Annotated in this window: 20 protein-coding genes and 1 pseudogene; 12 read left to right on the top strand and 9 right to left on the bottom strand. The window is 60.4% G+C overall.

Translation table 11 applies throughout. The features are described 5' to 3' along the window. Positions 1 to 99 precede the first annotated feature (99 nt). Positions 100 to 1,347 (top strand): acyltransferase family protein, encoded by a 1,248-nt coding sequence (locus tag BRAGE_RS0112375; protein WP_027559648.1) that lies wholly within the window; start codon positions 100 to 102, stop codon positions 1,345 to 1,347. 285 nt (positions 1,348 to 1,632) lie between these two features. On the opposite strand, the gene BRAGE_RS51645 is transcribed toward BRAGE_RS0112375, so the two are convergent. Beyond that, positions 1,633 to 6,075, bottom strand: coding sequence for a LuxR C-terminal-related transcriptional regulator (locus BRAGE_RS51645; RefSeq protein WP_084560409.1), 4,443 nt, complete (start codon positions 6,073 to 6,075; stop codon positions 1,633 to 1,635). Positions 6,076 to 6,227: 152 nt separating this feature from the next. On the opposite strand from BRAGE_RS51645, the gene BRAGE_RS0112365 reads away from it, so the two are divergent. The 3 genes from BRAGE_RS0112365 to BRAGE_RS0112355 all read left to right on the top strand — a co-directional run bounded on the left by BRAGE_RS0112365 (position 6,228) and on the right by BRAGE_RS0112355 (position 9,003). Continuing rightward, a complete protein-coding gene (locus BRAGE_RS0112365) occupies positions 6,228 to 6,560 on the top strand; it encodes a nuclear transport factor 2 family protein (protein WP_027559649.1) in 333 nt (110 codons plus the stop codon). Between the two features lie 231 nt (positions 6,561 to 6,791). Continuing rightward, complete coding sequence (locus BRAGE_RS0112360) at positions 6,792 to 8,393, top strand: hypothetical protein (protein ID WP_027559650.1); 1,602 nt, start codon at positions 6,792 to 6,794, stop codon at positions 8,391 to 8,393. A gap of 43 nt (positions 8,394 to 8,436) precedes the next feature. Continuing rightward, positions 8,437 to 9,003, top strand: coding sequence for a hypothetical protein (locus BRAGE_RS0112355; RefSeq protein ID WP_027559651.1), 567 nt, complete (start codon positions 8,437 to 8,439; stop codon positions 9,001 to 9,003). A gap of 125 nt (positions 9,004 to 9,128) precedes the next feature. On the opposite strand, the gene BRAGE_RS0112350 is transcribed toward BRAGE_RS0112355, so the two are convergent. Further along, a complete protein-coding gene (locus tag BRAGE_RS0112350; RefSeq protein ID WP_027559652.1) occupies positions 9,129 to 10,682 on the bottom strand; it encodes a winged helix-turn-helix domain-containing tetratricopeptide repeat protein in 1,554 nt (517 codons plus the stop codon). A 224-nt stretch (positions 10,683 to 10,906) separates the two neighbouring features. On the opposite strand from BRAGE_RS0112350, the gene BRAGE_RS48480 reads away from it, so the two are divergent. Both BRAGE_RS48480 and BRAGE_RS0112340 read left to right on the top strand, forming a co-directional pair. Then, positions 10,907 to 11,224 (top strand): DUF1127 domain-containing protein, encoded by a 318-nt coding sequence (locus BRAGE_RS48480; RefSeq protein WP_063617177.1) that lies wholly within the window; start codon positions 10,907 to 10,909, stop codon positions 11,222 to 11,224. 11 nt (positions 11,225 to 11,235) lie between these two features. Continuing rightward, the gene (locus tag BRAGE_RS0112340; protein ID WP_027559653.1) at positions 11,236 to 12,057 is read left to right on the top strand and encodes a phosphotransferase; all 822 of its coding nucleotides are present in this window, start codon (positions 11,236 to 11,238) and stop codon (positions 12,055 to 12,057) included. 75 nt (positions 12,058 to 12,132) lie between these two features. Here the strand turns inward: BRAGE_RS0112340 and BRAGE_RS0112335 are convergent, their stop codons facing one another. Continuing rightward, positions 12,133 to 13,032, bottom strand: a complete 900-nt coding sequence (locus tag BRAGE_RS0112335) for an alpha/beta fold hydrolase (protein ID WP_084334341.1) — start codon at positions 13,030 to 13,032, stop codon at positions 12,133 to 12,135. A gap of 202 nt (positions 13,033 to 13,234) precedes the next feature. Between BRAGE_RS0112335 and BRAGE_RS0112330 the strand changes: the two genes are divergently transcribed. From BRAGE_RS0112330 to BRAGE_RS48475, 3 genes are all read left to right on the top strand, one after another. After that, positions 13,235 to 13,507 (top strand): hypothetical protein, encoded by a 273-nt coding sequence (locus BRAGE_RS0112330; RefSeq protein WP_027559655.1) that lies wholly within the window; start codon positions 13,235 to 13,237, stop codon positions 13,505 to 13,507. Between the two features lie 224 nt (positions 13,508 to 13,731). Then, positions 13,732 to 14,856 carry an amidinotransferase gene (locus tag BRAGE_RS0112325; RefSeq protein WP_231164044.1) on the top strand — a complete coding sequence of 375 codons (1,125 nt, stop codon included), beginning with the start codon at positions 13,732 to 13,734 and terminating at the stop codon, positions 14,854 to 14,856. Positions 14,857 to 15,095: 239 nt separating this feature from the next. Further along, complete coding sequence (locus BRAGE_RS48475) at positions 15,096 to 16,373, top strand: complex I NDUFA9 subunit family protein (protein ID WP_231164045.1); 1,278 nt, start codon at positions 15,096 to 15,098, stop codon at positions 16,371 to 16,373. Between the two features lie 223 nt (positions 16,374 to 16,596). On the opposite strand, the gene BRAGE_RS54485 is transcribed toward BRAGE_RS48475, so the two are convergent. Next, positions 16,597 to 16,773: a hypothetical protein gene (locus tag BRAGE_RS54485; protein ID WP_156950851.1), complete on the bottom strand. Its 177-nt coding sequence runs from the start codon at positions 16,771 to 16,773 to the stop codon at positions 16,597 to 16,599. 500 nt (positions 16,774 to 17,273) lie between these two features. On the opposite strand from BRAGE_RS54485, the gene BRAGE_RS0112315 reads away from it, so the two are divergent. The 3 genes and pseudogenes from BRAGE_RS0112315 to BRAGE_RS0112305 all read left to right on the top strand — a co-directional run bounded on the left by BRAGE_RS0112315 (position 17,274) and on the right by BRAGE_RS0112305 (position 21,286). After that, a complete protein-coding gene (locus BRAGE_RS0112315; RefSeq protein ID WP_027559657.1) occupies positions 17,274 to 18,854 on the top strand; it encodes a glycosyl hydrolase family 17 protein in 1,581 nt (526 codons plus the stop codon). 214 nt (positions 18,855 to 19,068) lie between these two features. After that, positions 19,069 to 19,297 (top strand): annotated as a pseudogene (locus tag BRAGE_RS52710) (transposase); the annotation flags it as partial. A gap of 180 nt (positions 19,298 to 19,477) precedes the next feature. After that, on the top strand, positions 19,478 to 21,286 hold the full coding sequence (locus BRAGE_RS0112305; protein ID WP_027559658.1) for an adenylate/guanylate cyclase domain-containing protein: 1,809 nt from the start codon (positions 19,478 to 19,480) through the stop codon (positions 21,284 to 21,286). Positions 21,287 to 21,322: 36 nt separating this feature from the next. Here BRAGE_RS0112305 and BRAGE_RS0112300 read toward each other — a convergent pair whose 3' ends face one another. From BRAGE_RS0112300 to BRAGE_RS0112280, 5 genes are all read right to left on the bottom strand, one after another. Further along, positions 21,323 to 21,757: a hypothetical protein gene (locus BRAGE_RS0112300; protein WP_141263020.1), complete on the bottom strand. Its 435-nt coding sequence runs from the start codon at positions 21,755 to 21,757 to the stop codon at positions 21,323 to 21,325. Positions 21,758 to 21,984: 227 nt separating this feature from the next. Then, the gene (locus BRAGE_RS0112295) at positions 21,985 to 22,923 is read right to left on the bottom strand and encodes a hypothetical protein (protein ID WP_027559660.1); all 939 of its coding nucleotides are present in this window, start codon (positions 22,921 to 22,923) and stop codon (positions 21,985 to 21,987) included. Positions 22,924 to 23,364: 441 nt separating this feature from the next. Continuing rightward, positions 23,365 to 24,279, bottom strand: coding sequence for an alpha/beta fold hydrolase (locus BRAGE_RS48465; RefSeq protein ID WP_159073925.1), 915 nt, complete (start codon positions 24,277 to 24,279; stop codon positions 23,365 to 23,367). A 575-nt stretch (positions 24,280 to 24,854) separates the two neighbouring features. After that, on the bottom strand, positions 24,855 to 25,343 hold the full coding sequence (locus BRAGE_RS0112285; RefSeq protein ID WP_027559661.1) for a hypothetical protein: 489 nt from the start codon (positions 25,341 to 25,343) through the stop codon (positions 24,855 to 24,857). A 75-nt stretch (positions 25,344 to 25,418) separates the two neighbouring features. After that, positions 25,419 to 25,874: a cupin domain-containing protein gene (locus tag BRAGE_RS0112280; RefSeq protein ID WP_028146267.1), complete on the bottom strand. Its 456-nt coding sequence runs from the start codon at positions 25,872 to 25,874 to the stop codon at positions 25,419 to 25,421. Positions 25,875 to 26,417: the final 543 nt, after the last annotated feature.

The raw sequence follows: 26,417 nt of genomic DNA, 5'->3' as shown, positions 1-26,417 counted from the left end.
ACAGCAGCGCCGGCCGACCAAGTGTGACCCACCTCAAAGAACGTCATGAAGGGATTCAATATCTCCAGCGGGATTGTTGCATGAACCTGGTCCATTCCCGTGAAAAGCCATTTGCCGTTGCTGGATCCGCTGCGCTTCGCAGCCGCGCTCGGAGTTGCCATTTTTCACCAGATGTTCTGGTCCTGGGCCTGGGCTTCGATCGGCGTCCCAGGCTTCGAGCGCACCGTCGCCGCCGACGTGCTGTACCCGTCCGCCGCGCCCTTCACATGGTTCGGCTGGGTCGGCGTCGAGATCTTCTTCGTCATCTCCGGTTTCGTCATCGCGAACTCGGCGAGCCAGTCTTCGCCGGGCGCGTTTCTGCTTGGCCGCGCACTCAGGCTCTATCCCGCGGTCTGGATATGCGCCACCGCGACCTTCCTCGTGCTGCTTCTGTTCGGGAGTGGACCGGCATCCGAACTCATCCTGCCTTACATCCATGCCATGCTGATGGTGCCGAAGGGCGTCACAGGTCAATGGCTCGACGAGGTCTACTGGACGCTAGCCGCCGAGACGGCGTTTTATGGCCTCGTGTTTTGCGCGATGCTCACGAAGAGGATCACCCTGCGGCACCTCACCTTCGGTCTCACTATCTACAGCGCAGTGTTCAACGCCGTCGCGCTGCTCGTGCTGTCGAGCATGACACCGTCCGATCTGCCCTATCTGATCATTCTGATGTTTCGGGTGCCGTGCGCGGCATTCCTGTTGACCCACGGCTGCTTCTTTGCGCTGGGGATCTGGCTGTTCATTTCCGCGAACAGGCAATTGACGGCGCTCGAGCTGGCCGCCATTGCCGTCGCCTGTCTTTCAGGCGCCGCAGAGATCTACTTCTTCGCCTCGTTCTTCCTGACGTCCATACCCGCCATCGCGGATCAATCAGCCCTTGTGCCGATCATGGTCTGGGCGGCTGCGGTGCTCCTGATTGCCCGTGCCGCGAACCGGAGCAGGCGCTCTGCGGGCACCACTTCCCCTGAAGCACCGGCTTACTTGAGAACGCTCGGACTGATCACCTATCCGCTCTATCTCACCCACAACGTCATTGGCTCGGCGATCATTCGTACGCTGGTCGAGGCCGGCCTGGATGCCACCGCGGCCGTATGGATCGCGCTGGGCATGCTGGTCCTGGTCTGCTGGTTCATTTGCGCGAAGGTCGAGCCGGCCGTCAGATCCGCGCTGGTGCAAACGCTCTCGCATTTTGGCAAGCTGCCCCAAAGGCAGCCCGCATTCAGACCCCCGGCGTTGGCGCGCGGACTGCGCCTTCCCCTGACCGTCTCCGTGAAGGCGACCGTCATGGCGTCGTGGCCGCGATAGGCGTCTGCCGCTCGAGCGAGGAGCAGTCCTCGTTCCTGCCTGCCCGATCGCGAAGCTCTTGCTGATCGTTGCCAAAGCGCAGCGGATTACGCAGGCTTTGGTTGCACTTGCGCTGTCACCAACACGCTTCCCGGCATGGGCGTACGCCGCCAGGAATTCATCGAAGCTGGGGAGTGCACTCTGGGTGAAGATTGAGAAAGGCTCGTAATGTAATCCGCCCCTTCACATCCCATCAACCGATCTGCGCTGAAGTACTGGATCCTGATTCAAAGACATCTTCCAGATTTAAACCAGAAGGTCATGATGCGCAGGTACAATGGCGTGATGCGGACCACCATTGCCGTGGTTGTTCGCGTGTTCGTCCGGTGCAATCGCGACCATTTTGGCGATCGCCTCGAGGTCCGCTTGCTGACCGGGCGGAACGTGTTGATCGAGCGGGTCATCAAGTTTCTTAGGCGCGACGATCGCAACGAGAGTGGATGGAGCTGCCTCGCTATCGAAGCGGAACACCTGTTCTTGATCTGCACCGCCTGTCACGGCTGCGGCTTTGGCCGGCTGCGCGTCGTCAGATGCGATTGCAGCAGATTGCGCAGGGTGTTGCGAGTTGCCGCGTTCGGCGTTACCACCGGTTGCGACGCTCGGATCGACGATGTCGGCTGCTTCCAGTGTGTTCGCGGCGGTTGAGTGCCCCGAATTGCCGTGGTCCACGGCGGCCGTTTCTGCCGTCTTCACTGCCGCTGCCGCGCTCGCAGGGTCGGAAGCCGGAGCATGTTGCTCGGCCCCATTGCCGACGCCGTTGCCCGGCTTGGAGTCGGATTGGCTCGGCTCCGTTGCTACCGCCTTTGCAGGCCCAGGCTCCGAAGCGTGCTGCGAGTTACCGCGTCCGGCGTTGCCGCCGGTTGCGACGCTCGGATCGACGATCTCGGCTGCTTGCGGTGCGTTTGCAGGGGTTGCGTGCAGATCGTGCTCCGCGTTGCCGTGTTCCACGGCGACCGGTTCTGCCGTCTTCACTGCTCCTGCCGCCCCCGCAACGTCCGAGGCCGGATCGTGATGCTCCGCGCCATTGCTGACGCCGTTGCCCGGCTTGGAGTCAGCTTCAGTCGACTCCGTGGCTGCCGCCTTTGCAGCCCCTGGCTCCGACGTGTGCTGCGAGTTGCCGTGGCCCGCGCCGGCGGCCGTCACGACGGTCGGATCGATCTCGCTTGCGTCAGGCGCGTTTGCGGAGCTTGAGTGCCCCGAGTTGCCATGTTCGACACCGCTTGTTTCGGCCTTCTTCGCTGCCCCTCGCGCAACGTCCGAAGCCGCAGTGTGATGCTCGGCCCCATTGCCCGGCTTGGAGTCAGCTTCAGTCGATTCCGTCGCTGCCGCCTTTGCAGAGCCCTTCTCCGAATCGTGCTGCGAGTTGCCGTGGCCCGCGCCGGCGGCCGTCACGACGGTCGGATCGATCTCGCTTGCGTCAGGCGCGTTTGTGGAGCTTGAGTGCCCCGAGTTGTCATGTTCGACGCCGCTTGAGTCTGCCTTCTTCGCTAACCCTCGCGGAACGTCCGAAGCCGCAGCGTGATGCTCGGCACCCTTGTCCGACTTGACGCCAGCCTCAGTCGATTCCGTGGCTGCTGCCTTTGCCGCCCCCTTCTCCGAAGTGTGCTGCGAGTGGCCATGGCCCGCAGTGGCGGCAATTGCGACGGCCGGATCGATCTCGGCTGCGTCCGACGCCGTTGCAGAGTTTGAGTGCCCCGAGTTGCCATGTTCGACGCCGCTTGAGTCTGCCTTCTTCGCTAACCCTCGCGGAACGTCCGAAGCCGCAGCGTGATGCTCGGCGCTATGGCCGCCCCCATTGCCCGGCTTGACGCCAGCCTCAGTCGATTCCGTGGCTGCCGCCTTTGCAGATCCCTTCTCCGAAGCGTGCTGCGAGTTACCATGGCCCGCGCTGGCGGTCTTAGCAACGCCCGGATCGTTCTCGGCTACGTCCGGCGCCTTTGCAGAGTGCCCCGAGTTGCCATGTTCGACGCCGCTTGAGTCTGCCTTCTTCGCTAACCCTCGCGGAACGTCCGAAGCCGCAGCGTGATGCTCGGCGTTATGGCCGACCCCTTTGCCCGGCTTGACGCCAGCCTCAGTCGATTCCGTGGCTGCCGCCTTTGCAGACCCCTTCTCCGAAGCGTGCTGCGAGTTGCCGTGTTCCGCGCTGTCGGTCTTTGCGACGTCCGGAACGTTCTCGGCTGCGTCAGTCGCATCTGTCGATTTTGAGTGCCGCGAGTTGCCGTGTTCAGCTCCGCTTGATTCTGCCTTCTTCGCTAACCCTGGCGGAACGTCCGAAGCCGCAGCGTCATCCTCGGCGCCATTGTCGACGTCATTGCCCGATTTGGAGTCAGCTTCAGTCGCTTCCGGGGCCGCCGCCTGTGCAGGTGCTGGCTCCGAAGTGTGCTGCGAGTTACCGCGGTCCGCGCTGTCGGCTACTGCAACGCCCGGTTGGACGGTCACGTTCAACCCCGGCGACGAAACGCCGGTGTCCGCATTGATCGGACCACTGTTCGATGTGACGTTTCCAACCGCCGGAGCCGCCGCGCTATGAGCATGCACGATCGATGATACGCGAACCGGTTCGGCAGATGCACCATTGCTTTCTGCCGTTGCTTCCGCCGACTCGCCCGTGGAGGTTCTGAACCTTGCCGTTCCCTCTGGGCCGGTCCGAGTGTGCGCGAACTGGAACATCGAGCCGCGGTCGGCCAGCATGGCCCAAACTCCAGCCGTCCCGAGCGTGCTCTCGCTCGCCTCGATGCGGGCCTCGGCACTGTCCTTGCTCAGAACAGCCTCATCGATGGCGCTTGCCGATGTCAGCGCTTCTTCGAGCTTCTCCAAGGTGATGGCGACAGGTGCGCCGTCTCGCTGGTCGACGACATCCGATTCCGCGACGGACACAATCCCCTGCAGATGGATTTCCAGCAGGCTGCGATCCCCGATATCAAGGACATGATCGGTCGGATTCACGTAGACGATCGTTTCATTGCTTGCGGCGTCGTAGATCCAGGCGAGGGTATGTGGCGGTATGGACTTGCTCGCTGCGGTCATATGCAGGCACGCAAGCGCTCCGAAAGCCGCAAGATTGATCCTGCCCGACCCGGAAGCGAAATCGAAGGCGGATTGAGACGAGGTAGAATTGGAATCGGTCGAGGAGCGATGAACAACGTTTCCATCAACGCTGCCGCCGCCCATTAATTGACCGCGGCTTTGTCCGTCAACACTGGCATCGTGACCGGCGTCGACCAGGCCAACAGGTTTCTGGAGTGAATCACCCTCGGCACCGTGACTCACGCCAGGACTCACTTGGATCCGAGCGTCTTCTGCAGCGACGCTTTCGTTTCCAGTGGTCACATGCGCGGAAGACAGGCGGGCATCGTGCGAAGGCAGGCCCGGGGCCGAGTTGTCGACATGATTGGCGTCGACATGAGGGATCGCGGCCAGTTTTGTGGTCGCATTCTCTCCGGCGACGGAAACGAAGCTCTCGATCGACGCCTGACCCAGCTCATGCGCCTGCACGGCGTGATGGGGATCGTGCAGTGCGTAGATCAACGCACCGGCGAGAGTGGCGAAGGTGCCATACCCTCCCGGAATCGACATCGGATTGGAAGCAAGCCGGGGGAAATGATGATCCGCGGTCAGGTCACCGGCCATCTGCGTGTCGCTGGTTGCTCGCTGCAGAGGCGCAGGAAGATGCGGCGCGCCCGATCCAACAGGGCCGTCGATTTTCGACGGCTTCGAGTCCGCAGATTGCTCGGCTGCGCGCAGCGCTTCCATTGCCGCCGGCGCGTTCGCGACCTGGCTCAGCTTGGCCAAAAAGTCTCTCTGGCTGAGCAGGTGCGTCTCACCGGCTTCCCAGACGATGAGGTGCCGCAGAATGGCTTTTTTCCAGGGCTCATATTTCCAAGGCTCATAGTGCTCGTGCCCGGCGTGCTCTCCCGCGTGGCCGATGCTGTCGTCATCCGGAAGCGTATCGTTCGCTTCCGACGCCTTGAGTTCGTCCGCAATGGCGATCGCCAGAAAAGCCAGCGCGAGCGTGCCGAAGCCGGAGGGATGCTTCAACAACGCGAGGGCCGCGAGCACGGTCCTGTTGGTGACCTCGAGCTTCTGAAAAATATTGTACAGGTGTACTTTGACGGTCCCTGGTGAAACCTTTAGCGCGCGCGCGATCTCCTTGTTCGACATTCCTTCTGACACCAGTCGAACGATTTGACGTTCGCGGTGCGTCAATAGCTCCAGCTTCGTTTCGATTTTGCCGGCGCCGACGGCATGCTTGCCGGTTGGCGAGAGATCGAAATGCTCGGGCGACACACCATGCTTCGTCAACAGCCGCAGCAGTCGCAGCATGGTGTCGGGGGAGACGTATTTCGAAATTGCGCTGCAGGCGCCGGCAGCAATCGCGGCGGCTAGTTCGTGGTTGGCTTCGCCCTCGGTAAAGAACACCAGGCGCGTTGGAACAGTCTCGGCCTTCGTAATCGCCAGGATCTCGGTGACCGTCAGGTCCGGCAGGGTGTCGGCAATCAGCGCGACGTCGGGTGTCAATTTCCTGATGGCTTCGAGACCGCTTGTCGCATCGCGGCATGATGCGACAACGTCGAAGTCCTGCTGTGCTCCGAGTATCGATTTCAGCCCCTGTAGAACGATCGGCTGTCGATCGACGATCACAATCCGGTTGCGCTGAAATATGCCTTGGTTCGCAGACACGTCTAACATGGACACTGCCTCGGCCCGGCCATCTATGTACTTCGGCATATGGCCGAGACCGGGCGAGATATTAAAATACAATTAATCGAACGAAGAAAGAGGCTTAGGGGGTTAACGTTACATTGGAACCGCGAGCTTTGAGGGCATTTGGGCGAGAAAATATGTCATTTGACCCGATGGCGGCTGCGATTGACTGGCTCGATGCCTACCGTGCCGGCGATATCGAGGCGATCCTGGACATGCATGCCGAAGATGCCGTGGTTCATTGCGGCTGCGGCTGCGCCGTCAGAACCATTACGAGCCGTGAGGCGCTTCGTGCCTATTGGATCGATCGCCTCCGAGAGCACCCGGCAGGCAAGTTGGACGATCTCAATCCCTCGCACACCGACGGGACCATTATCTCCTACCTCACCAATGCCGGTGTCATGAGCGCGCTTTTTGCCTTTGACGCCGCCGGAAGGATCAAGGAACTGAGCTGCAATCCCTCACATTAGCCCTGTGGCGTGATCCAAGCCCGCTTCGGCTGCGATCGCGCGCGCTGAGAGCCAGACAGGCGTGCTTCCCTAACGCAAATCCGCCCGCGTCCTATTGACTCGCATCGCGAATGGGCAAATCCTTCCAGCAACGCAATTTGCCATTGTCGATCTCAGAGTTACGAAATTCGGCGCCCGGCTTTTATCGGCGCCATCTGACCAAATTTTTTCGAAACAGAAGCGGAGGGGCCGATGCGTGCGCTCGCCTTGAGAACAGTCTCTCTTCTCGCCCTCGCTACCCTCGGCTCGATCTCCGCCTCGCCTGCCGCACGCGCGGAGGACGGGACCGACGAGCAGTTTGGCAAGGTTCATTTCCAGACCACCTGCAACGAGGTGGCGCAGCGGCGCTTTGACCGCGGGATGCGCTATCAGCACTCGTTCTGGTACCGGCCCGCGAAAGAGATCTTCGAGGAGACGTTGCAGGCCGATCCGGAATGCGCGATCGCCTATTGGGGCATTGCCCTCAGCCTGCTGTACAATCCGCATTTCCCCGCGCCGAAGGAAAACCTCGCCCAGGGCCTCGCCGCGCTGCAGAAGGCCAAGGCACTCGGCGCCAAGAGCGAACGCGAACGCGACTATATCGACGCGCTGCTGGCCTTCTATTCGGGCGACGACAAGACGACGTTTGGCCAACGCGCGCAGGCCTATCTCAAGGCGACCGAAGCCGTCGCCGCGCGCTATCCCGATGATGACGAGGCGCAGATCGCCTACGCCATCACGCTGAATGTCACGGCCTCACCGAACGACAAGACCTATGCCAACCAGCTCAAGGGCGCGGCCATCCTGGAGCCGATCTTCAAGCGGCAGCCGCGGCACCCCGGCGTCGCGCATTACCTGATCCACCTCTACGACTATCCGGCGATAGCAGCGCAGGGTCTCGACGCCGCCAAGCGCTATTCCGAGATCGCGCCGGCGGCGCCGCACGCTCTGCATATGCCCTCGCACATCTTCACACGCGTCGGCTACTGGAACGAATCCATCGACGCCAATAGCCGTTCAGCCAAGGCTGCCAAGGAGGGCAAGGACCCCAGCGAGCAGCTGCATGCCGACGACTATATGGTCTACGCCCTGCTCCAGCTTGCGCAGGACAGCCGAGCCCGCGACGTCATCGCGGACATGGTTGCGACCACGGGCTATGCGCCGGCCGTCCGCGCCGGTCCCTACGCGATAGCGGCGAGCCAGGCGCGCTATATGGTCGAACGCGGCGATTGGCAGGGCGCTGCCGCGCTGAAGGTCGAGCCGAGCCGGTTTGCCTATGTCGATGCGATCACCTATTTCGCCCGCGCCCTCGGCGCCGCGCGCTCCGGCAATGCCGACGCAGCGACGCCGGACATCGCCAAGCTGGCGGAGTTGCGGGACAAGCTGCAGCAGGACAAGGACGCCTATTGGGCCGAGATCGTCGACATTCAGCGGCAGGTCGCCACGGCCTGGCAACTCAATGCCCAGGGAAAACAGGCGGAGGCGTTGGAGGCGATGCGCCTTGCCGCCGATGCCGAGGACAAGACCGAAAAGTCCATCGTGACGCCGGGACCGCTCGCCCCGGCACGCGAGCTCTACGGAACCATGCTGCTCGAACGCGGCATGGCGGCAGAGGCATTGGCCGCGTTCGAAAGCACCATGCGCAAGGAGCCGAACCGCTTTGGCGCGACGATTGGCGCCGCTCACGCCGCCGAGAAAGCGGGTGATGCCGCCAAGGCACGCCAGTACTACGCAAAGGTCGTCGACATGGCACGAAATGGCGACTCCTCGCGGGAGGACCTCGCGGCCGCACGAAAGTTCATGGCTCAGAATTAGCAATTCATGGCTCGCAATTAGCAAAAGTGCCGCGGCGGCTTCCATGCGCCTGACAAGCAAATTCGTCGCGATCAGCGCAGCCACCCTCCTGCTCTGCGCAGCCGCGGCGATCTGGATATCGCGATCCGGCGATCCGGCACGCGCAACGGCAGCATCGGGCGAGATCCGCCCGGTGTGGACGGAAACCGACTGGCCTTTCGCCGCAGATCCCTGGGGGAAAGGCAAGGCGTTCCGCTGCAAGGCCGCCGATTGCGGCGGCGAGGTCCTGCTCTACGTTCGCGCCAAGCTCGGGTTTTGCAACTGCGCCACCGGCGTCGCCGACGATGGCGACCTCGAGCAGATGGGCGACCTGGTGCTGATCGGCAAGGCAACGCCGACCGGTGCCGGTCGAGAGATCATCGTCGGCCCGATGCGCGGCCGCAGCCGGGCCTATCGCATCGAGGGAAATCCTAACACCGCGCTCTCACTCGCCTTCAATCAGCGCTGCGACATGGTGGCCGCGACGGCTGTGGTTGGACCGGGCGCGCCCGCGTCACTGGAGCCGGCGGTGCTGGCGTTCCTCAACAGCGAGCGCATGTTGAAATGGGCCGAGGTCGCGCTGGGGTTATAGCTGGTCCGCTCGCGGCCGGAAAACCGACGTTCAGGCGCTTGAGACGAATGACAATCAAGGGCCAACTCCGGACTGATGCGCCGCAGAAGAGTGCTGGTATTCGATCACCTCGTCTACATGTGAGGCTACTCGGGCAACCCCGCTTTGCGAAAACCCTCAATCATCAGCTTCGCATTTATTGGTAGCCGGCTCCGAGCGATCCACGCCGATATTGTAAAAGCGGGGTCGACCTCAAGCATACCGGCCGCCGCCTCACGGGCCTCAGCGTCACGCCCGAGATGGGCGAAAGCGGAGGCGAGACAGCGATATGGTCCTGGATAGGACGGATTCTGACGCAGGGCTTTCTTTCCTGCAACGATGGCCTCGTCAAAGCGACGAAGCTCAATAAAGGCATACCCCATCCCGGTTAACGCTGTGAATTGTTGCGGGTCCACCGGGCTCATTCGCATGGCGCGTTCAAAGCTCCGGATCGCTTCCTCCGGCTGCCCCGCAATCTTGTAGACCCAGCTTCTGCAGTTCCATGTGTGAGATGAATTTGAGTTGAGCGCGACCGCACGATCGGCCAGCTCAATTTCAGTTTCAAAATCGCCGACCAACAAAGCGGTGATCAATGCAGCAGTTGCTAACGTGTTTGGGTCATGATCGTCGAGGCTCAGTGCTAGGCGCATGAGCCGAACGGCTTCCTTGCGTTCGAATTGTGGGTCAGTCGCGTAGCTCCTAAGAACGTTTTCCATATGACAGGCACCTGCCAAAGCGGCCGCAGCCGCAAATCCTGGGTCAAGCTCCAGGGCGCGCTGGACCAGTCGAAGTGCCTCGACCAAGCTTTCGCGGGACGATCGGTCGGCTTGCTGTACAGCCTGGAGATAAAGATTATATGCGGTGAGGTCTTCCGGTCGCCGCCGCGTCGCCAGTGCAATTTCTGCTTGAAACAACTTCGGCTGAATAGCTGAGACAACGGCGAGCGTGACCTCGTCCTGCAACGCGAAAATATCTGTCATGTCACGCTCGAACCTATCCGCCCAAATGTGCGCGCCCGTGGCCGCTTCAATCAACTGGCACGTGATGCGAACCTTCCCCGAAGCCTTGCGCACGGCTCCCTCAAGCACATAGCGGACTCCAAGCCTGCGTCCGACCTCCTTGATATCGACGGCTTTGTCCTTGAAGGTGAAACTCGAATTGCGAGCGATCACGAACAACCATCTGAACCGCGACAGCGCGGTCGTGATCTCCTCAACCATCCCGTCCGCAAAGTATTCCTGCTCGGGATCGCCAGACATGTTCGCGAACGGCAGCACGGCGATGGAGGGCTTGTCGGGCACTGCAGGAGCGCTCTCGGGCGCATCGCCCGGGTCTGGGCCCGCAACGTCTCGCGCCTCCCGCACCTGTCCGACGAAGCGGAAGCCCTTGCGCGGCAGTGTCTTGATGAAGCGCTGTTCCTCGCCGGAATCGCCGATTGCACCCCGGGCGGCGTTCAGGCGGGTTGTCAGCGCCGCGTCAGATACGCTGCGCCCATTCCAAATGGCTTTGATGAGCTCGTCCTTGCTGACAACCCGCTCCCTGTTGCGGATCAGGTAATCGAGCAGGTCAAAAACCTGCGGTGCGATCGACACCGCTTCAGTCCCCCGATGCAGCTCGCGCCGGTCGGTATCGAATGCATATTCCTCGAAAAGATAGCGCAAGCTGCCGTTCCTTCTCGGGGTCGCCTCTGTACCAGCGCATCAAGAATATGCCGCCGGTAAGAGAAATGTAACCCGCCAGTTAAGCGCGCCCGCTCATCTTGCGGCAACTTCTGCCTAGAGCATGGTCCGGACCCGAAGGGCCGCGTTAGCGCAAAGTGCGCAGCGGTTTTCCGAAAAGATCATGCTCAAACAATAACCTAACAGTCCAGACAGGACACGCCCTGATGAGCACGATCCGCGGGACCACTGAGCTGGGAGCGTTAACCGCAAGGCGGCAGGTCTACAGTCCTCTCGAACCATATTGGGATGCGTTTCAGGAGTGGCGCAAACGCCAGACTCTACTGGCCAAGTTGTGCGCCCTGAGTGACAGGGAGCTGATGGATATCGGTATTGCGCGCAGCGAAATCGCCTACCTCGCCTCGCATCGAGGTTGCGATGCGCGCGGCGCCCTCTCCGGCGGACAAGCCACGACCATGGCTGGCAGCCAAGATGACGGGAGCGTTCTCTCTTGCCCGCCCGCGGCATTTGGTTGCGACCGGTAGGAGTACATGCGATGCGGGGATCCCTCGGGGAGAAGATCAACCAGGGCGGCACGGCGGACATCCACGCCTGGGCGCCAGGTCAGGTCGTAAAACTGTTCAGGAGAGGTTTCCCGCCGCGGGTCGGCCAGCAAGAGGCGCGGATGATCCAGGCAGTCTTCGTCGCCGGCGTGCCGGCGCCGGAGGTGTTGGGCGATGTGACGCTCGACGGACGCTTCGGCATCGTGCTCGGCCGCCTCGACGGACCGACACTGCTGCAGGTCACGCGCAGTGGCGCCGTGACGTTCGCCCAGGCGGGTGCGATCCTTGCATCCCTCGGCCTGTCCGTTCACAGAATGTCGCCGCCGCTGGAGGCCTTCCATCTGCGCAGCTGGATGGACAACGCCTTCAGGCTCTCGGGCGACATCGTGCCCAAGCACATCGCCTCAGGCATCCTCGCGCTGATCGACCGCCTGCAGCAGCCGGGGGACGGGCTGTGCCATGGCGACATCCATCCTGGCAACGTGATCATGACGGCGGACGGTCCGCGGCTGATCGACTGGACCTTTTCGATCCGCGCGCCTGCGGCCCTCGATCACGGGCTCACTCACATCAGCCTGACCGAGTTTGCCCTCGACGTCGCCGACAATCCGCAGCGGCCGCTTGCGGTCAATGCGGCCGCGCAATCCGAATACGCGCGGCTGTCCGGCAAGCCGGTAGCGGCGCTGAGGCAAGCGATGGAGACCTGGCTGCCGATCGCGATCGTCCGCTATTTCCTGCTCATGGGCGGGCCGACAAGCGAGCGATGGCAGCGGATGATGCAGCGCGCCGAAGCGGCCCTGCGCCCGCAAGGCTGAATTCTTCATCGCGCGCTTGGCCGTCGATGCGGCTGCACTCGGTGTCGGCTTCGGAACCAGAAGCCGACTTGCTGGCTAATGCTTCGCCATGAAGGCCAGGACGGCTTGATCGTAAGCGGCCGGATTCTCCCATGGCGCGGTGTGCGAGCTCGCAGCGATCTCGATTCTTTCGTTGTTCGGCAAGCAACGCTCCAATTGGTCGACGATTCGATGAAAAAATCGCGGGCTTCGTTCGGTCGCGGATAGGAGCGTCGGAGCCGCAATGGCCTTGGCCATGTCGCAGGTAAAGACCGGCCTTGGCCGCTTGGTCGTCGCATCCGCCTGATATGATGCAACGTTGTCCAAGTTCATCTTTTGATGGGCTTCGGAGCGACGTTCATATGCGCCCGGCCCGCCAACGCCATTGACGAACAGGGGAATGCCGCGTTGCACATCGCCGATTTTCAGGGCTTCTCTGGCGGGGGCGAGCGTTGCACCCAGCTCTTTCAACATGTCACTGCCGTCGGGCAGACCGTTCAGGATGCCAAGCGCAGGCGGTTCATTCACGGCGAGACTGACGACCATGTCGGGATGCGTTGCGGCGAAGAAAAGCGCCGCGTGGGCTCCGGATGAATGCGCCACGACCCTGGCTTTGGAATACCCCAGAGCGCGCACGAGACCTGCAAGGTCCTCACCATGCACATCGGCTGCAGCATCGGGTGTACCCTCCGGACTTGTCTGATTGGGATAGTTGTTTCGACGACTGTACGCGATCGCGCGATATCGGGCTGCGAATTTCGGAAGCTGCTCGCTCCACATCCGGTAGTCCTGCAGACCACCGTGGACGAATATGACGGGATCGCCTTGGCCCGCTTCAACGTAGGCGATTTCGTATCCGTTGGCGGAGATTCGCTTTACGTCGTCAGCCATGGCCAAACTGCTGGCTATCGCAGCAACTGCAAAGAGGACGGAGCCGACGACTTTTTGAAAAGACATTGTGGCATCGCAAATGCAATCATAGGGAGAAACATGTCTCTTCAGAAGCTTATACGCTTCTGGCCGGTTTGCCTCCTATGCGTCACAAGCGCCCATCAAAGCCAGCGCGACCGGTGTCCGCTATATCGACGGTAGCCGACACCATAATGGGCTGAACCTGGTTCGGCTCAGGACCAATAGGCGACATCGCAGGTGGCTTGCTATGAAGCTTCCGCCGAGCGCGGCGGCATTCGTAAGAGTGATGCTTATGACGGATCGTGAGAGGATGTTGCTGGTCGCCTTGGCTAAGATGGTGGAGCAATATTTTGGCCGGCTCGGCGACACTGTAGACAGCGGCGCTATGCAGGCAGGCGAGCATGCTATCAACGCTCTCGCTGTCTTTGGGCTAGTGGACTCGTCGGACAGTGGGCTCTTCGGCACATGGACGCCAGAAGGTAAACAATTCCTCCAAGAGTTCGTCGAGTGGCGCATCTGAGGTCTTCCGCAAATCAGGACACCCCATAATTCTACTTAGGACACGTCCCGCTCTCGCCAGATGTCTGTTTGGGGTCAAAAGCTGCCGTGGCGCACCATGCCGCGATTGGTCCGCTAAGGGCCAACAGGCGACATCAAGAATTTGCGATCGACCCGGCAACCGGCGGTCGGACCTCTGGAACTTCCGGGACCTGCGGCTGTTGTAGCACACAGAAGGCCGCATGCATGGACATGATCACGCGCGCTCGCGCTTCGGATGCCGTCCCATCGGACCGAGTTTCTCCGGTGAACTCACACAACGAGTGGGACACGCTGGAGGAAGTGATAGTCGGAAGGCTCGAGGGTGCGGGTATCCCGTCCGATCATTCGGTTGTCACCTGCAACGTCCCGGGAATGGCAGCGCGTGCCCAGTCGCTGTTCGCAGGCTTCCGTTACCCAAAGATCATGATCGAACCGGCGCAGCGTGAGCTTGATGGCTTTGTTGCGCTGCTACGGTCGCTGGACATCGTCGTGAGGCGGCCGGACGCCGTCGACCACAGAAAGCGCTTCAGCACGCCGGAATGGTCCTCGCGCGGCTTCTGCAATTCCTGCCCGCGTGACAGCATGCTCGTGATCGGCGACGAGATCATTGAAACCCCAATGGTTTGGCCCTGTCGCTACTTCGAGACGCACTCCTTTCGTCCGATTCTGAAGGATTATTTTCAACGTGGCGCGCGGTGGACGGGCGCGCCCAGACCGCAACTGACGGACGAACTGTTCGTCCCTGAATTTCGCGTCCCCAAAAGAGGCGAGCCGATCTCATACATCCTCACCGAATTCGAACCGGTCTTTGACGCCGCCGACTTCTTTCGCTGCGGGCGCGACCTGTTCGTGACTCGCAGCAACGTCACGAACGCGTCTGGTATTGAATGGCTGCGGCGCCACCTTGGCGACGGTTATCGCATCCATGAGATCGAGAGCCGCTGCCCCAATCCGATGCACATCGACACCACCATATTGCCGCTTGGGCCCGGCAAGATTCTGATCAATCCCGAATACATAGACGTCGACCGTCTTCCGGCCATCTTGAAAAGATGGGACATCCTCGTGGCCCCCGAGCCCGACCCGATAACCGATCCTATGCTCAGGATCACTTCGCTATGCGGTAAATGGCTCAACATGAACGTACTGATGGTGGACGAGAAGCGCGTCATCGTAGATCCACATCATACCGCAACGATGCGTGCGTTGGAGAATTGGGGATTCGAGCCGATTCCCTGCGAGTTCTTACACTATGCGGCATTTGGTGGCGCCTTCCATTGCGCCACGCTCGATGTCCGGCGGCGCGGCACGTTGGAGAGCTACTTTTGAGCCGACTTCTAACGGCCGGCGCCAAGTCGGCCCGGTCCAGATAAACCTTTGCCCATGGCATCCGGATGCTGGACACGATTGATATGGTATCAAATATCAGCCACCATTGCGGGCGATTGTTCCGGGCTCAGATGGCTTGGCGGCCGGGCCCTGTCGGCTCAGACAACAACTGACGCCCCCCGAGCCCGCGCCGACGCTTGGTTGCCTTGAGCTAGCGTCGCTACCAGCAGGGTTGCGCCATGCTGAAACACTTGCTCATTGAAGTCATTGGTCACGTTTCCGGTCTCAGCGACGCGCAGCTTGAACAAATTGAGCGGTCATTGCCAGCGACCAAGGCGCTGATCGATCTTCTCAATAAGGCACATCCGATCATCGAACAGGCACATGCGCTCTACATTGAAGCGCAGCCGCTGATCGATCAAGCCAGGATAGAGTTGCAAACGGTCGGCCCCGCAGCGCAAATTCTGATTGATGTGATTTCACATCATCTCAACAAAGGCAGTTCGCCGGCGGAGGCGGCTGAGGCAGTGCGCGCTGCGCTCGGCGGGTCAATAGAGAACGTCGCACAGGATCGTGGGATGGACCGGGGAATGAACCGCGTGACCGTGTTTGGGGGAACGGGCTTTGTTGGTCGTCGCGTTGTGCACCATTTGAGCGTCTCAACCGTTACGGTCCGCATAGCCTCGCGGCATCCTGTGCGGGTCGAGGGAGACAACGTAGAAAAGATCACAGCCGATGCACATGACGAGCGCTCTGTAGAGGCCGCCGTTATGGGTGCCGACGGCGTCGTCAACGCCATCAGCCTTTACGCCGAGCATGGAGGCGACACATTTCATTCGGTGCACGTCGAAGCGGCCGCCAGGATCGCTAGAGTGGCGCGGCGGGCCGGGATCAAACGGTTTGTGCACCTATCAGGAATAGGCGCTGACCCCGCATCGCCTTCGCCCTATATTCGCAACCGCGGTGAAGGCGAGGCGGCCGTGCAAGCCGCATTCCCTGGCGCAGTCGTTATCCGCCCGGCGGTAATGTTCGCAAAGGACGACGCCTTTCTCACGACAATTCTTTCGCTGCTTCGGATCCTGCCGGCTTATCCGCTGTTCGGCGACGGCAGGATGAGGCTTCAGCCGGTATACGTGGACGACGTCGCCGAGGCGATCGCACAAGTCCTGCGGCAAACGCAAAGACCGTACCCAATCTACGAACTGGCCGGCCCGCGTATTTACTCATACGAGGAGCTGTTGCGGACCATTGCGCGCACCGCTGGATTGCGGCCAATGCTGGTGCGAATACCCTTCGCTTTCTGGAGTGCAGCCGCGGGCCTCGCTGAGATCCTGCCGCACCCGCCGCTCACGCGCAATCAGGTTGAGCTTATGCAGATCGACACGACGGCCTCCGGCAGCCGGCCGGGATTTGGGCTAGTCGGAATTTCGCCGCGATCGCTCGAGGAAGAACTCAAGGCGATGCTCCAGCATGCAAACGAGGAAACTCAAAAGGCAAAGAAGGCTCGGACCAGGTAAGCGCCAGATTTTGTTACTATGTTGCGACGTGACTACTGATGTCGGGAAGTGGCTCGCCTCCGAGATCGCCCACTAGGCGCGATAGATCGATGGTCGGCCCAGGGCGTCACGAGGTGTAATACTCGCCGCCAGCAAATCACGTCGCCTCTATCTGCGGCGGGTGGTCGAAGTGCTTCTGTGGCGAGCCGATCCCGATTGGCTGCGAAGAGCGCATCCACACTGTTCACCGGGGGTATCGGCACCAGCTCGACGGCCCGATCTTCCAGCCCACGAAAAAACGCACGTTAAAAGAGATGTCGCGAGGATGCGGAAACAAGCAACCCAGGCGATAGATCCGCCCCGCTTTCTGGGCCAGCGCTGCGAGCGGCAACGCCACCATCGCGCCGCCGACAAGCGTCATGAAATCGCGCCGTCGCATTACGTCGCCCTCAAGGCCGAGCGACAGCCTAACATGTACTTCAAATCCCGCCGGTATCGTGCATCACAGCAATATGCGCGCTGATGTCGCAGATGGGTCAAAAGCTGCCGTGGCGCACGATGCCGCGATTGGTCCGCTAAGGGCCATGAGCCGACAACGGTGGCGCGCTTGAAACGCGGCTAGCGCGCTGAGCGCAGCTCGCGATGCCACGCGGGAATGATGGTCTGGCTTCGTTGAGATCTGCCGTCCAGTACTCCGATGTCTTTTTTGGGTCATAATGCGAAGAACTCAGAGTGAGAAAATCTCATGGCCATCGTTCGATATTGACTCGCCTCTTGCGGCACGGACGATCTGGCGGCAGATTTCACAGATCAAGTAGATACCGGCGGACGATGATTTCTGTTGTTGTCGGGTCACAACAGCATGCCGGTTGACCGACGATCTCTACGTTGGAGGGTCGATCTATCTCGCTTCGCACGCCTGTGGCGCTTCTCATCATATCCCTGGGTGCGATCGCCGCGGTGTGGTGGTGGCTGGCCATACCGATTGACTTGGCGCGCGCACCGATCGATCCGAATGCCAAACTGCAATGCATATCCTACGCGCCCTTCCGCAACAACCAAACGTCAGAGTCGCCGACACCAGTGCCGCGAGACCAGATCGCGGAAGATCTCGCGCAGCTTGTCAAAATAACCGACTGTATCCGTACCTATGCGACTGATCTTGGTCTCGATCAGATCCCCGAACTCGCGTCCAAGGTAGGGCTGAAAGTCATTCAGGGAATTTGGCTCGATAGGGACCGACAGAAGAACGCGACGCAGATATCCACGGGCATACGCCTCGCCCAGCAATATCCGGAAACCATCACCGCACTCGTGGTTGGCAACGAGGTTCTGTTGCATCGGAAGATGACGCCTTCCGACCTTGCTGCCTTGATCCGCTCGGTCAAGGCACAGGTGCCGGTCCCCGTCACCTATTCCGACGTCTGGGAGTACTGGCTGCGCTATCGGGAACTCGATGACGCCGTCGATTTCGTCACCGTTCATATCCTGCCATATTGGGAAAATGTCCCGGTCCCGGCGAAATCTGCCGCTGCTCACGTCGACGCCATCCGAAAGCAGATGGCGTTGGCGTTTCCGGGCAAGGAAATCCTGATCGGAGAAACAGGTTGGCCGAGCGAAGGGCGGATGCGCGGCTCGGCGCTACCGTCGCGCACCAATCAGGCGCGAGTGATCTCGGAGATCCTCGATCTTGCCCGGCGCGAGAATTTCCGCGTCAACCTGTTCGAGGCGTATGATGAATTGTGGAAGCATGAGTTCGAGGGCACCGTCGGCGGATCGTGGGGCTTATTCGATTCCGCGCAGCGCACGCTGAAATATCCGCCGGGCATCCCCGTCAGCAATTATCCGCTCTGGAAACTGCAAATGAGCAGCGGAATGGCGCTGGCGATCCTGGTGTTCGGGACTGCGTGGTTGAGCTCGCGCCGGAAGCCCTCGCAGCCTCGGCTCGCCTCATGGTTTGCGGTCGGAATATCGGCGACCACCGCCGGAGCCCTGTTTGGGGTGGCCGCTCAAAAGATGTTCTATGAAAGCTACGACGCGGGCAGCTGGCTTCTGTGGGGCGCACTTCTGGTGGCGGCAACTGCCTCGCCGCTATTTGGCGCTAATGCCCTGATCTCCGGGCGCGCACCGCCCACATTTCTGGAATTGCTGGGTCCGGAGGACTTCCGGACCCCATCGGGGCTGGCGATCATGCACGGATTGATCTTGATCGTAACCATCGTGATCGGCACGCAGACCGCGCTGGGCTTTATATTTGACCCGCGCGAGAAGGATTTTCCTTTTGCGGCCCTCACTATGGCGGCGGTCCCTTTCGCGGCTATGACTCAGCTCAATCGCCCCAAGAAAGGAATCCGCCCCATGGCGGAAGCGATATTTGCCGGCGTATTCTTGGTGGCGGCCATCTATGCAGCGCTTAGCGAAAGGCCGGATAATTGGCAGTCGCTGTGGACTTGTGCTGCCTATATCCTGCTTGCAGTTACGCTGTGGCGCGCGCGCGCTTGAGAAAACCTGGTCAGCCGACTTCCGTTTTGGGCCCAAAAGCTGACGCGGCGCGAGCGACACGATGACCGCATCGGGTCATTTCGACGGTTTCAGCTGAGATAGTCGGCTGGCTGATATCCGCTTCTACCCCCAAGCGTCCAACCGGGGCCTGCCCGGAAGCGTTGCGTCTGGCCAGACCCCTGTGATTCAAGCTTCCAAACTGGGGGCACGAATCATGCGCTACGAACTGGCCGATTATGAATGGATTGCCATCAAGCCCATGCTGCCGAACAAGCCGCGTGGCGTTCCTCGGGTTAACGACCGTCGTGTCCTCAATGGCATCTTCTGGGTCCCGCTCCGGAGCACCTTGGCGTGATCTGCCCGAGATGTTTGGTCCGTACACCACATGCTACAACCGCTTCGTGCTCGGAACCACACAGGCACTGCGCTGGTGCAAGCGAGGCAGTGAGCGCTTCAGCCGAGCGCCCATTTTAGTGGTTCGGCAAGCCGTAGCATCGGTCAGCGCGCCTGCCCTTTCTATCGATAAGCAACGAACACTCAGGTTAGGCGGTCGCCCGTCACAGCCGGTTTAGTTGCGCTCTGTTATCCGTTATACGGTGTGCCGTGGATTAGGTTTGCGAGCCATGGTGCAAGAGCGGCCAGTCCGGATCGAGCGCAGACTGTCGGCAATATTGGCCGCCGATGTGGTTGGTTATTCGCGGCTAATGCACGACAACGAAGAAATTACTCATACCAAACTTACGACGCTCCTGACGGAAGCTGTCGGCCCCGCGATTGCGGAGCATCGTGGCCGCATCGTGAAGAACACTGGCGATGGGTTCTTGGCAGAATTTCCGAGTGCGGTTGAAGCAGTCCGAGCTGCTGTACGATTCCAAATCCGAGTTGGAGAACTTACAATAGGAGACGCGGAAGACAGTCGCATAGCCTTCCGGGTGGGAGTCAACATTGGAGACGTAATCATCGAGCCCAATGACATATTCGGCGATGGCGTAAACATCGCGGCGCGGCTTGAGACGATCGCAGAGCCCGGCGGCATCTGCATCTCGTTGTCTGCGTATGATCACGTCCGAGGCAAAGTTGGCGTCGAGTTCGCCGACATGGGTGAGCAGAGCCTTAAAAACATTGCTCGCCCGGTCCGGGCCTTCTCTATCGTCTGGGAAGAGCAAAGCCCCGCGACCCACGGTATGCGCGCAAAGTGGGACACGGCTTCAGCGCCTCACCTTTCCATAGTAGTGCTTCCTTTTACGAACCTCAGCGGTGATCCGGAACAAGAGTACTTCGTGGATGGGGTGACCGAGGCCCTCACTACAGACTTATCGCGCATCGGTGGCGCGTTTGTGATTGCGCGCAACACCGCCTTCACGTTTAAGGGCAAAGCCCTGGACGTAAGGAAGCTGGGACGTGAGCTTAGCGTCCGTTATGTGCTCGAAGGTTCTTTGCAGCGAAGCGGCAACCGCCTCCGTGTGAACGTGCAGTTGGTCGACGCCAATACAGGCAATCACCTCTGGGCCGAACGCTTTGACAAGCCTGTTGCCGACCTCCTTGACATGCAGGATGAAATCGTATCGAGACTCGCTAACGAGCTTGATGCCGAACTTGTTGCCGCGGAGGCGCGGCGGGCCGAGTGTTCACTGCACCCAGACGCGATGGACTTGGTGTTCCAAGGCAGCAGCTGGTTCAACAAGGGGCAGACCCCCAATTGCCTGACACGAGCGCGCAGTTTTTTCGAGAGGGCCCTTGCGCTCGATTCCGAAAACATTGAGGCCATGGTCGGCTTGGCGCGGGTCGACACCTCAATAGGGGCTTCCTTTATAGCCGATGACCATTCAGCGCGGCTTGCTGCGGCGGAGACAACCATAATGAGGGTACTATCCCTCGCGCCAAACCACGCTTTGGCTCACTTGACCTTGGGCAACTCGCAAATATTTACGAAACGCGCAGTCCAAGGCATCGCGGAGTGCCAGCAGGCATTGGCGCTGGATCGCAATTTAGCCCGCGCTCATGCTCTCATCGGCTTGGCCAAGTTCTTCCTTGGTCGAGGCGCAGAAACCGAAGCTCACATAAACGAGGCGTTCCGCCTTTCTCCTCGCGACACCTATGCCGCTCGTTGGATGGGATATGTTGGCCTTGCCAAGGCGCAGCTCGGTGTCGATGACGAGGCGGTCATCTGGATGCGTCGGGGCCTCGATGCAAACCGCAACCATTCGTTCGCCCACTTCCCTCTCGGAGCAGTGCTTGCGTGGCTTGGCGAACTAGACCAGGCGCGCGCCACGGTACGAGCGGGACTTGCGCTTGATCCAAGCTTCACCATCTGTCGGTTTCGCGCTCACGTACCGAGCGACAATCCGATTTTTCTTGCTGTCCACGAACGCCTCGTTGAGGGAATGCGGCTGGCGGGGGTGCCGGAAACGGCCCCAACCTTGCTCGGCTAAGGGCCACACAAGCGGACGGCGCTACAGGGGGCACGCCTACCATCTGCTAGCGCGACGTACAAGCAGAACCACCACGCACATCGTCGCAATCGAAATGGCAAAGGACAGTGGCACTACCGGAAATGCACGCGACGAAGTTCCGCTCACAAACAGGTATTGCAGCGCAATCGCTATCAACTTCCAAATAAAGAACCAAAGTATCCCGATCCCAGCAGCAGCGATCAAGGTCGTGCCCGCGCCACAAGCTTTGTGGGTGGCGGGGTTTGCTTCGACCGGAGCCAATGCTTGTTCGCCGGTTAGGCTGTCAGTGGGTATCGGTGTTCGCAACAGTAAGAACGCCAATGCCGTGAAGATAGCTATGATCCCGACCGCTAGGGTTAGAAGTGCCAAACCCAATTTGCCGTCCTCCGTCGCTACTTCCAACACATATACCGGCAAATCAGCTTTTGGTTGTGTGTGCGGGCGCGTCAATCGATCGTGCCGCAGATGCTCAATTTTCTATAAACGGGTTCGTCCGCTTCGGGTCACAAGCGGGCTTCCTGGCACCGTCCACCTGTAGTCCGCTCGCGGCCGGAAAGCCGACGTTCAGGCGCTTAAGAGGAAAGGCAGCTTCGGGCCAGAAGCTGAGTTGCGAGGGGCGGCCGGTATTGGCGCAAAGCGGCCACTATGCAGCGAGCGCGCAGGAGGCGTTCGAGCGATTAGCCGCAGGCCCAGTCAAGCTTCATGTTCAAGAAGTCGAGCTGGCAATTTCCGGTGCCGAAATTGTAGCCACCGAGATATTCCGCGAATTCGAGATAGAACGGGCTGAAGCGCGGCGTCGCCTGGGTCGGGCGCATCGTGCCGCCGATATGATTGGGCGCATGGTCTTTGGTCCAGGCCTGGTCGAGATAGTTCTCGCCTTCGTAATAATAAGGCTGCTGATAGCCTGCGGCCTTGTCGCCGGTGAACGGATCTTGCGGCGCCTTGCCGGCGTTTGGATCGACCGCACGCGGCCGCCAGCGCAAGCCGCGGCTCCAGGCGAGCTTCGAGTCGGGCGCGCCGCCCAGAACCTTTGGCAAGTAGTGCTTTCGCGGATCCGTTGAGCCGATCAGCTCATCGAAGAAGGCGCGAGCGCCCCCAATCTCGAGCCACTTTGGCGCCGCGTGGCAGCTCAGGGCGCGCGCGGCCGCCGTGTCCGGCGGCCGGCACAGCGGACCATTGAGCTCTGACTCCGTCAAGAGAATGACGGCATAGTTGTCATCAAGGATGTCGATCATGCGGTGCAGCCGCGGATGGCTGTTTTGGACAGCGGTCCAAAACGGGAGATAGCGCGGGTCCGCGGGCGCAGCGGCCCCGGTCATGGTGGCGTGAATGGTCTCGTCCGGGCTCGTGCCGCCCTCGCTGTGCTCGTTGCAACAGCCGAAAAAACTCAGGCCCGTGACATCCGGACCGTGGCAGCGATAGTCCGGCGGCAAGCGCAGCGTAAGACCGTGGACAAGCGGATAGCCGGTGAGCGGATCGAGCGGCCATTGCTCGGCCGAGATGCCAGGCGGCAGCCCGAAGCACCAGCCATGGCTCTCCGGGCCAGGGCGCCCCTCCTCGTGCAGGAGCTCGAGGTTATAGGCTTGCGCCGGCAGGGCACAACTTGGCAGCGACATTCGCGTGTTTCCGTTGGTTGAGGCGGGCGCAATCCGGCTCGTTGCTCAAGCCGCCAGCGATTGTTCTCCGCGAGGATTGGTCGCACAAGGCGGCCGAAGCGTTCAGCCGAATTTTGAGCCGCCACGCCGCCGTTGTGAGCGAAGTCGTCATTTCCCACTTGATCGAGGTCGGCCTGGGGTCACAAGCGGGCTTCCTGGCACCGTCCACCTGTAGTCCGCTCGCGGCTGGAAAGCCGACGTTCAGGCGCTTAAGAGGAAAGGCAGCTAAGGGCCAAAAGGCGACATTGGATGCATCGTGACCCAATCGAGCCCGGCAAGGGCCCAACCTGCGGCACTATCAGTGCGAGGCGGCGCGCCGGAGCGCGGCCGCCCGGAAGCGCTCGATCGTCCGGCCGAGCTCCCGGAAAACGGCATCAACGATATTGAACGAGATGCAACAGTTCAGTGCTTTGCAATGAATGCAAGCACCGTATCATTGAAGGCTTGGGGGTTCTCAACCTCCATCTGATGAGATGCCGCCGGAATCGTTGCACGTTCGACGCTCGGCAGGCAGTGCTCCAGCATGTCGTCGACGAGACGGAACACCTTAGGGCTGAGCCCCCCGTCGACGAGCAATGTTGGCGCCTTCACCTTCTGCACGTCCTCGCATGTGGTGGGCGGGAAGAGGTCTCGCGATGAGGCTTCGCCTTTCAGTTCTTGAACATTGTCCATGACGCGCTTCAGAACGGGAGGTGGGATTTTCTCGTACGAACCATCGCCCAGTACGCCGTTCACAAATCGACGCACTCCTTCTTCGTCATTCCCCTGCTTGAATGCTTCGCTCGTAGCGATTGACCTCGTGATAATGGCGCTAAGAAGAGCATCTCCTTCAGGAGTCGTTTTCAGTAACGGCCATACGGGCGGTTCGCCCAGCGTCAGACTGCGAATGACCTCCGGGTGATCTCGTGCGACCAGGAACGCAATGAACGCCCCATACGAATGACCAACGAGATGAACCGGGGGTAGATTAAGTGCCTTGATGAATGCAGCCAGGTCTTTTGCATGTAGCGTGACGGAAAAATCCGTTGCAACTTTGGGCCATTCATTTGGATAGTGGTACCGACGACTGTACGAGATCAGTCGATATCCCTTCGAGAACGCCTCGAGCTGTCCATCCCACGTGCGGTAATCCTCCAGTGTGCCGTGCACCAACACCACTGGAGTTCCTTGCCCGAGCTCAATGTAATGGAGTGTGAGGCCATCAACTCCCACCTCTTTTGTTTTCATCTCCGAAGAAGACGCACCTTTCTGCTGCGCGAACGACGGACTCGCGACGAAGAACATGGCTGCTACCGATATGAGGACGATGTGTTTCAAGAGGAGCGTTCTCGGTTGCATATGACTCTCCTGGTGTTGTGAGACCTTTCTGCTTCGGTTTCGCTTAGTAAGCTGTGGTCTAATCCGCGATTCTCGGCGGTAAGGTGGGACTCTAGGAGTCGGATTACGCCCTATGAATCCGGTGGCTCGGGGTTCGAGTCCCCGTGGCCTATACGCGCGACGCGGCCAGAGTGGCCGATCAGGCGGGTCTGGTGGGCAGGGCGCCGGATCGGCAAGGGGCAATGAGGTGAGCCCACCGCTACCAATACTACCAGTTCAAACACACGCAGGGGGTGCACAAAACGTCACACCGTTCCCCAGGATCGCCTCGCGAGCGATTGCGCAGCTGACGGCTGGTCGACGTCGGCTCAGGGTCAAAGGCTGCCCTCGGCGTCTCCACGATAGCTTTCTGCTCAGCCCTCGGAAGCGGACTATGCGAGGCCAAGAGGGGAAGTCAGCCACGGGCCAACAGGCGACATTGAAGGCTTGGCTCGGACCAACAGAACCTCCCTCTCAACGCCTCGCGGTTGTTCCCGCGTCTCGAGCCTCCACCTCGGCTTATCGGAACGGCCTCGTTATTCGTTCACGCACAACTCGCCGCGAGCGTGCGAATCAAATCCGCCAGCCTGCCGACCGATGCCGGTGAGAAAAATGAGCCGACCGGTGGAGTTGCTGAATCGATCGGTTCCCTTGACGATCTTATCCAATTGGCTGAACGCCGGCGGCTCGGTTTCGTACACGCCAACAGTGCTGGTCGTGAATGTTCCCCCTTTTGCCGTGACTAGCACCGTTCCCGCGTAAGATTGCAGTGTTTTGGGCAACGAAGGCAGTCCAGCGGTTTCGGCCATCCCGTGCGCCGTGAAAAGCCACGTTGCGCCGTTTAGAGCGGGCTCGTTGCTCATGACTGTTCCGACAGTGCAAAGGTCGATCTGGCTTAAGCAACCTTCCTTGGTCATCTGAAGCGCAATTGTAGCCTCGAAGTTTCGGCACTGCGCGGGCTGTTGTGCGAAGCCGGCGCTTGTCGAAAGTGCAAGGATCAGGGTTGAAAGAAAGGCAGTCTTCATCAGGCCCTCCTACCTATGTGCACTTCTTACCCGCGAACCCAGAAAGCGAGCCTGGCGGCTGGTCCCTACCATCCGTTATTGCGTGCGACCCACTGTTTCCTTCGGGCATGCGGTTTGACTCACTGGGGTTACAGGCTGGTATTTTTTCTCGATGACAACGAATTGAATCGTGGTGTCTCCTACGTTTGCAAACTCGTGCCATGGGGTCGGAGGTACATCTAACAATGCGCCGGAAGTTACATTGATCTTACGCATTCCTTTCTCGTCCCGGATCTGTCCTTGGCCTCCGCTCACCACATAGCTTAGGTAACCCGGGTGTGAGTGGCAGACGTGCACAGCCCCCGGTTGGAACGTGCACCGGACCACGCTGACATTTGCGTCGTCAAAAAGCTTCTCGCAAGGTTTCTTGCCTTGCCACTCGACGGATAGCGCATCAGGCACGTCGTCGGCCTTTGCCATTTCGACGGCATTAAGGACACCGACCGCGCCGAGCGCGGCGATGCTCAAACCAATCTTGCTTGCAAGCGTCATGATACTCCTCCTCGTCTTTTCCAAAGGAGCCTCAGCGAACCGAGGGCGTTGCCTGCACAATCGAGCGCTATCCCGCGCCCGCGCGCATTGCGGATTGCCCACAAGTAGACCGGCGCAAAAGAATTGTCGGTTTAAGGAAGTGCGATGCCCGCCGAAGGCATTCCTTGCTGCATTCACCTCGAACGGAGACGTCGGCACGCCCCATCTCGAAAAGCAGCTCTAAAGAAGACTACAGCATCCCGCGCCGGCCCAAAAGTCCCTCTTATCGGCGAAGAGACGCCAAAAAAATCCGGTCCAAGCCATTGGCTCCGATGTCCGAGTTGGGTCATTCGCGTCGATCTGGCGGCGTTCTCGGCACGTCGGGTCTGGCTTCCACTGCTGAATACCGAGCGCGACCGCGATCTTCACCTTAGGGCCACAAGCGGTCTTCTCGCATCTCGCCAAAGCGAGTATCACTTTCTAACCGAACCATTAAGAGTGGAGGCGCAACCCTCCGGTTAGCCACTATGGTCACCCCACGATCGCATTCGCTGCTGATCTCGT

It is taken from the genome of Bradyrhizobium genosp. SA-4 str. CB756 (assembly GCF_000473125.1).
GTDB classification, from domain to species: domain Bacteria; phylum Pseudomonadota; class Alphaproteobacteria; order Rhizobiales; family Xanthobacteraceae; genus Bradyrhizobium; species Bradyrhizobium arachidis.
Note: the sequence above shows the minus strand (reverse complement) of the source record. Positions and strands in the feature narration are given on the sequence as shown.

Coding starts and splice junctions, on each gene's coding strand:
- BRAGE_RS0112355 (WP_027559651.1), top strand. CDS start 8,437: ATGCGCCTGACAAGCAAATTCGTCGCGATCAGCGCAGCCACCCTCCTG.
- BRAGE_RS0112285 (WP_027559661.1), bottom strand. CDS start 25,343: ATGAAGACTGCCTTTCTTTCAACCCTGATCCTTGCACTTTCGACAAGC.
- BRAGE_RS54485 (WP_156950851.1), bottom strand. CDS start 16,773: ATGACGCTTGTCGGCGGCGCGATGGTGGCGTTGCCGCTCGCAGCGCTG.
- BRAGE_RS48475 (WP_231164045.1), top strand. CDS start 15,096: ATGCTGAAACACTTGCTCATTGAAGTCATTGGTCACGTTTCCGGTCTC.
- BRAGE_RS0112365 (WP_027559649.1), top strand. CDS start 6,228: ATGTCATTTGACCCGATGGCGGCTGCGATTGACTGGCTCGATGCCTAC.
- BRAGE_RS0112330 (WP_027559655.1), top strand. CDS start 13,235: ATGAAGCTTCCGCCGAGCGCGGCGGCATTCGTAAGAGTGATGCTTATG.
- BRAGE_RS0112335 (WP_084334341.1), bottom strand. CDS start 13,032: ATGTCTTTTCAAAAAGTCGTCGGCTCCGTCCTCTTTGCAGTTGCTGCG.
- BRAGE_RS0112305 (WP_027559658.1), top strand. CDS start 19,478: ATGGTGCAAGAGCGGCCAGTCCGGATCGAGCGCAGACTGTCGGCAATA.
- BRAGE_RS48480 (WP_063617177.1), top strand. CDS start 10,907: ATGAGCACGATCCGCGGGACCACTGAGCTGGGAGCGTTAACCGCAAGG.
- BRAGE_RS0112325 (WP_231164044.1), top strand. CDS start 13,732: ATGGACATGATCACGCGCGCTCGCGCTTCGGATGCCGTCCCATCGGAC.
- BRAGE_RS51645 (WP_084560409.1), bottom strand. CDS start 6,075: ATGTTAGACGTGTCTGCGAACCAAGGCATATTTCAGCGCAACCGGATT.
- BRAGE_RS0112280 (WP_028146267.1), bottom strand. CDS start 25,874: ATGACGCTTGCAAGCAAGATTGGTTTGAGCATCGCCGCGCTCGGCGCG.
- BRAGE_RS0112340 (WP_027559653.1), top strand. CDS start 11,236: ATGCGGGGATCCCTCGGGGAGAAGATCAACCAGGGCGGCACGGCGGAC.
- BRAGE_RS0112360 (WP_027559650.1), top strand. CDS start 6,792: ATGCGTGCGCTCGCCTTGAGAACAGTCTCTCTTCTCGCCCTCGCTACC.
- BRAGE_RS0112295 (WP_027559660.1), bottom strand. CDS start 22,923: ATGTCGCTGCCAAGTTGTGCCCTGCCGGCGCAAGCCTATAACCTCGAG.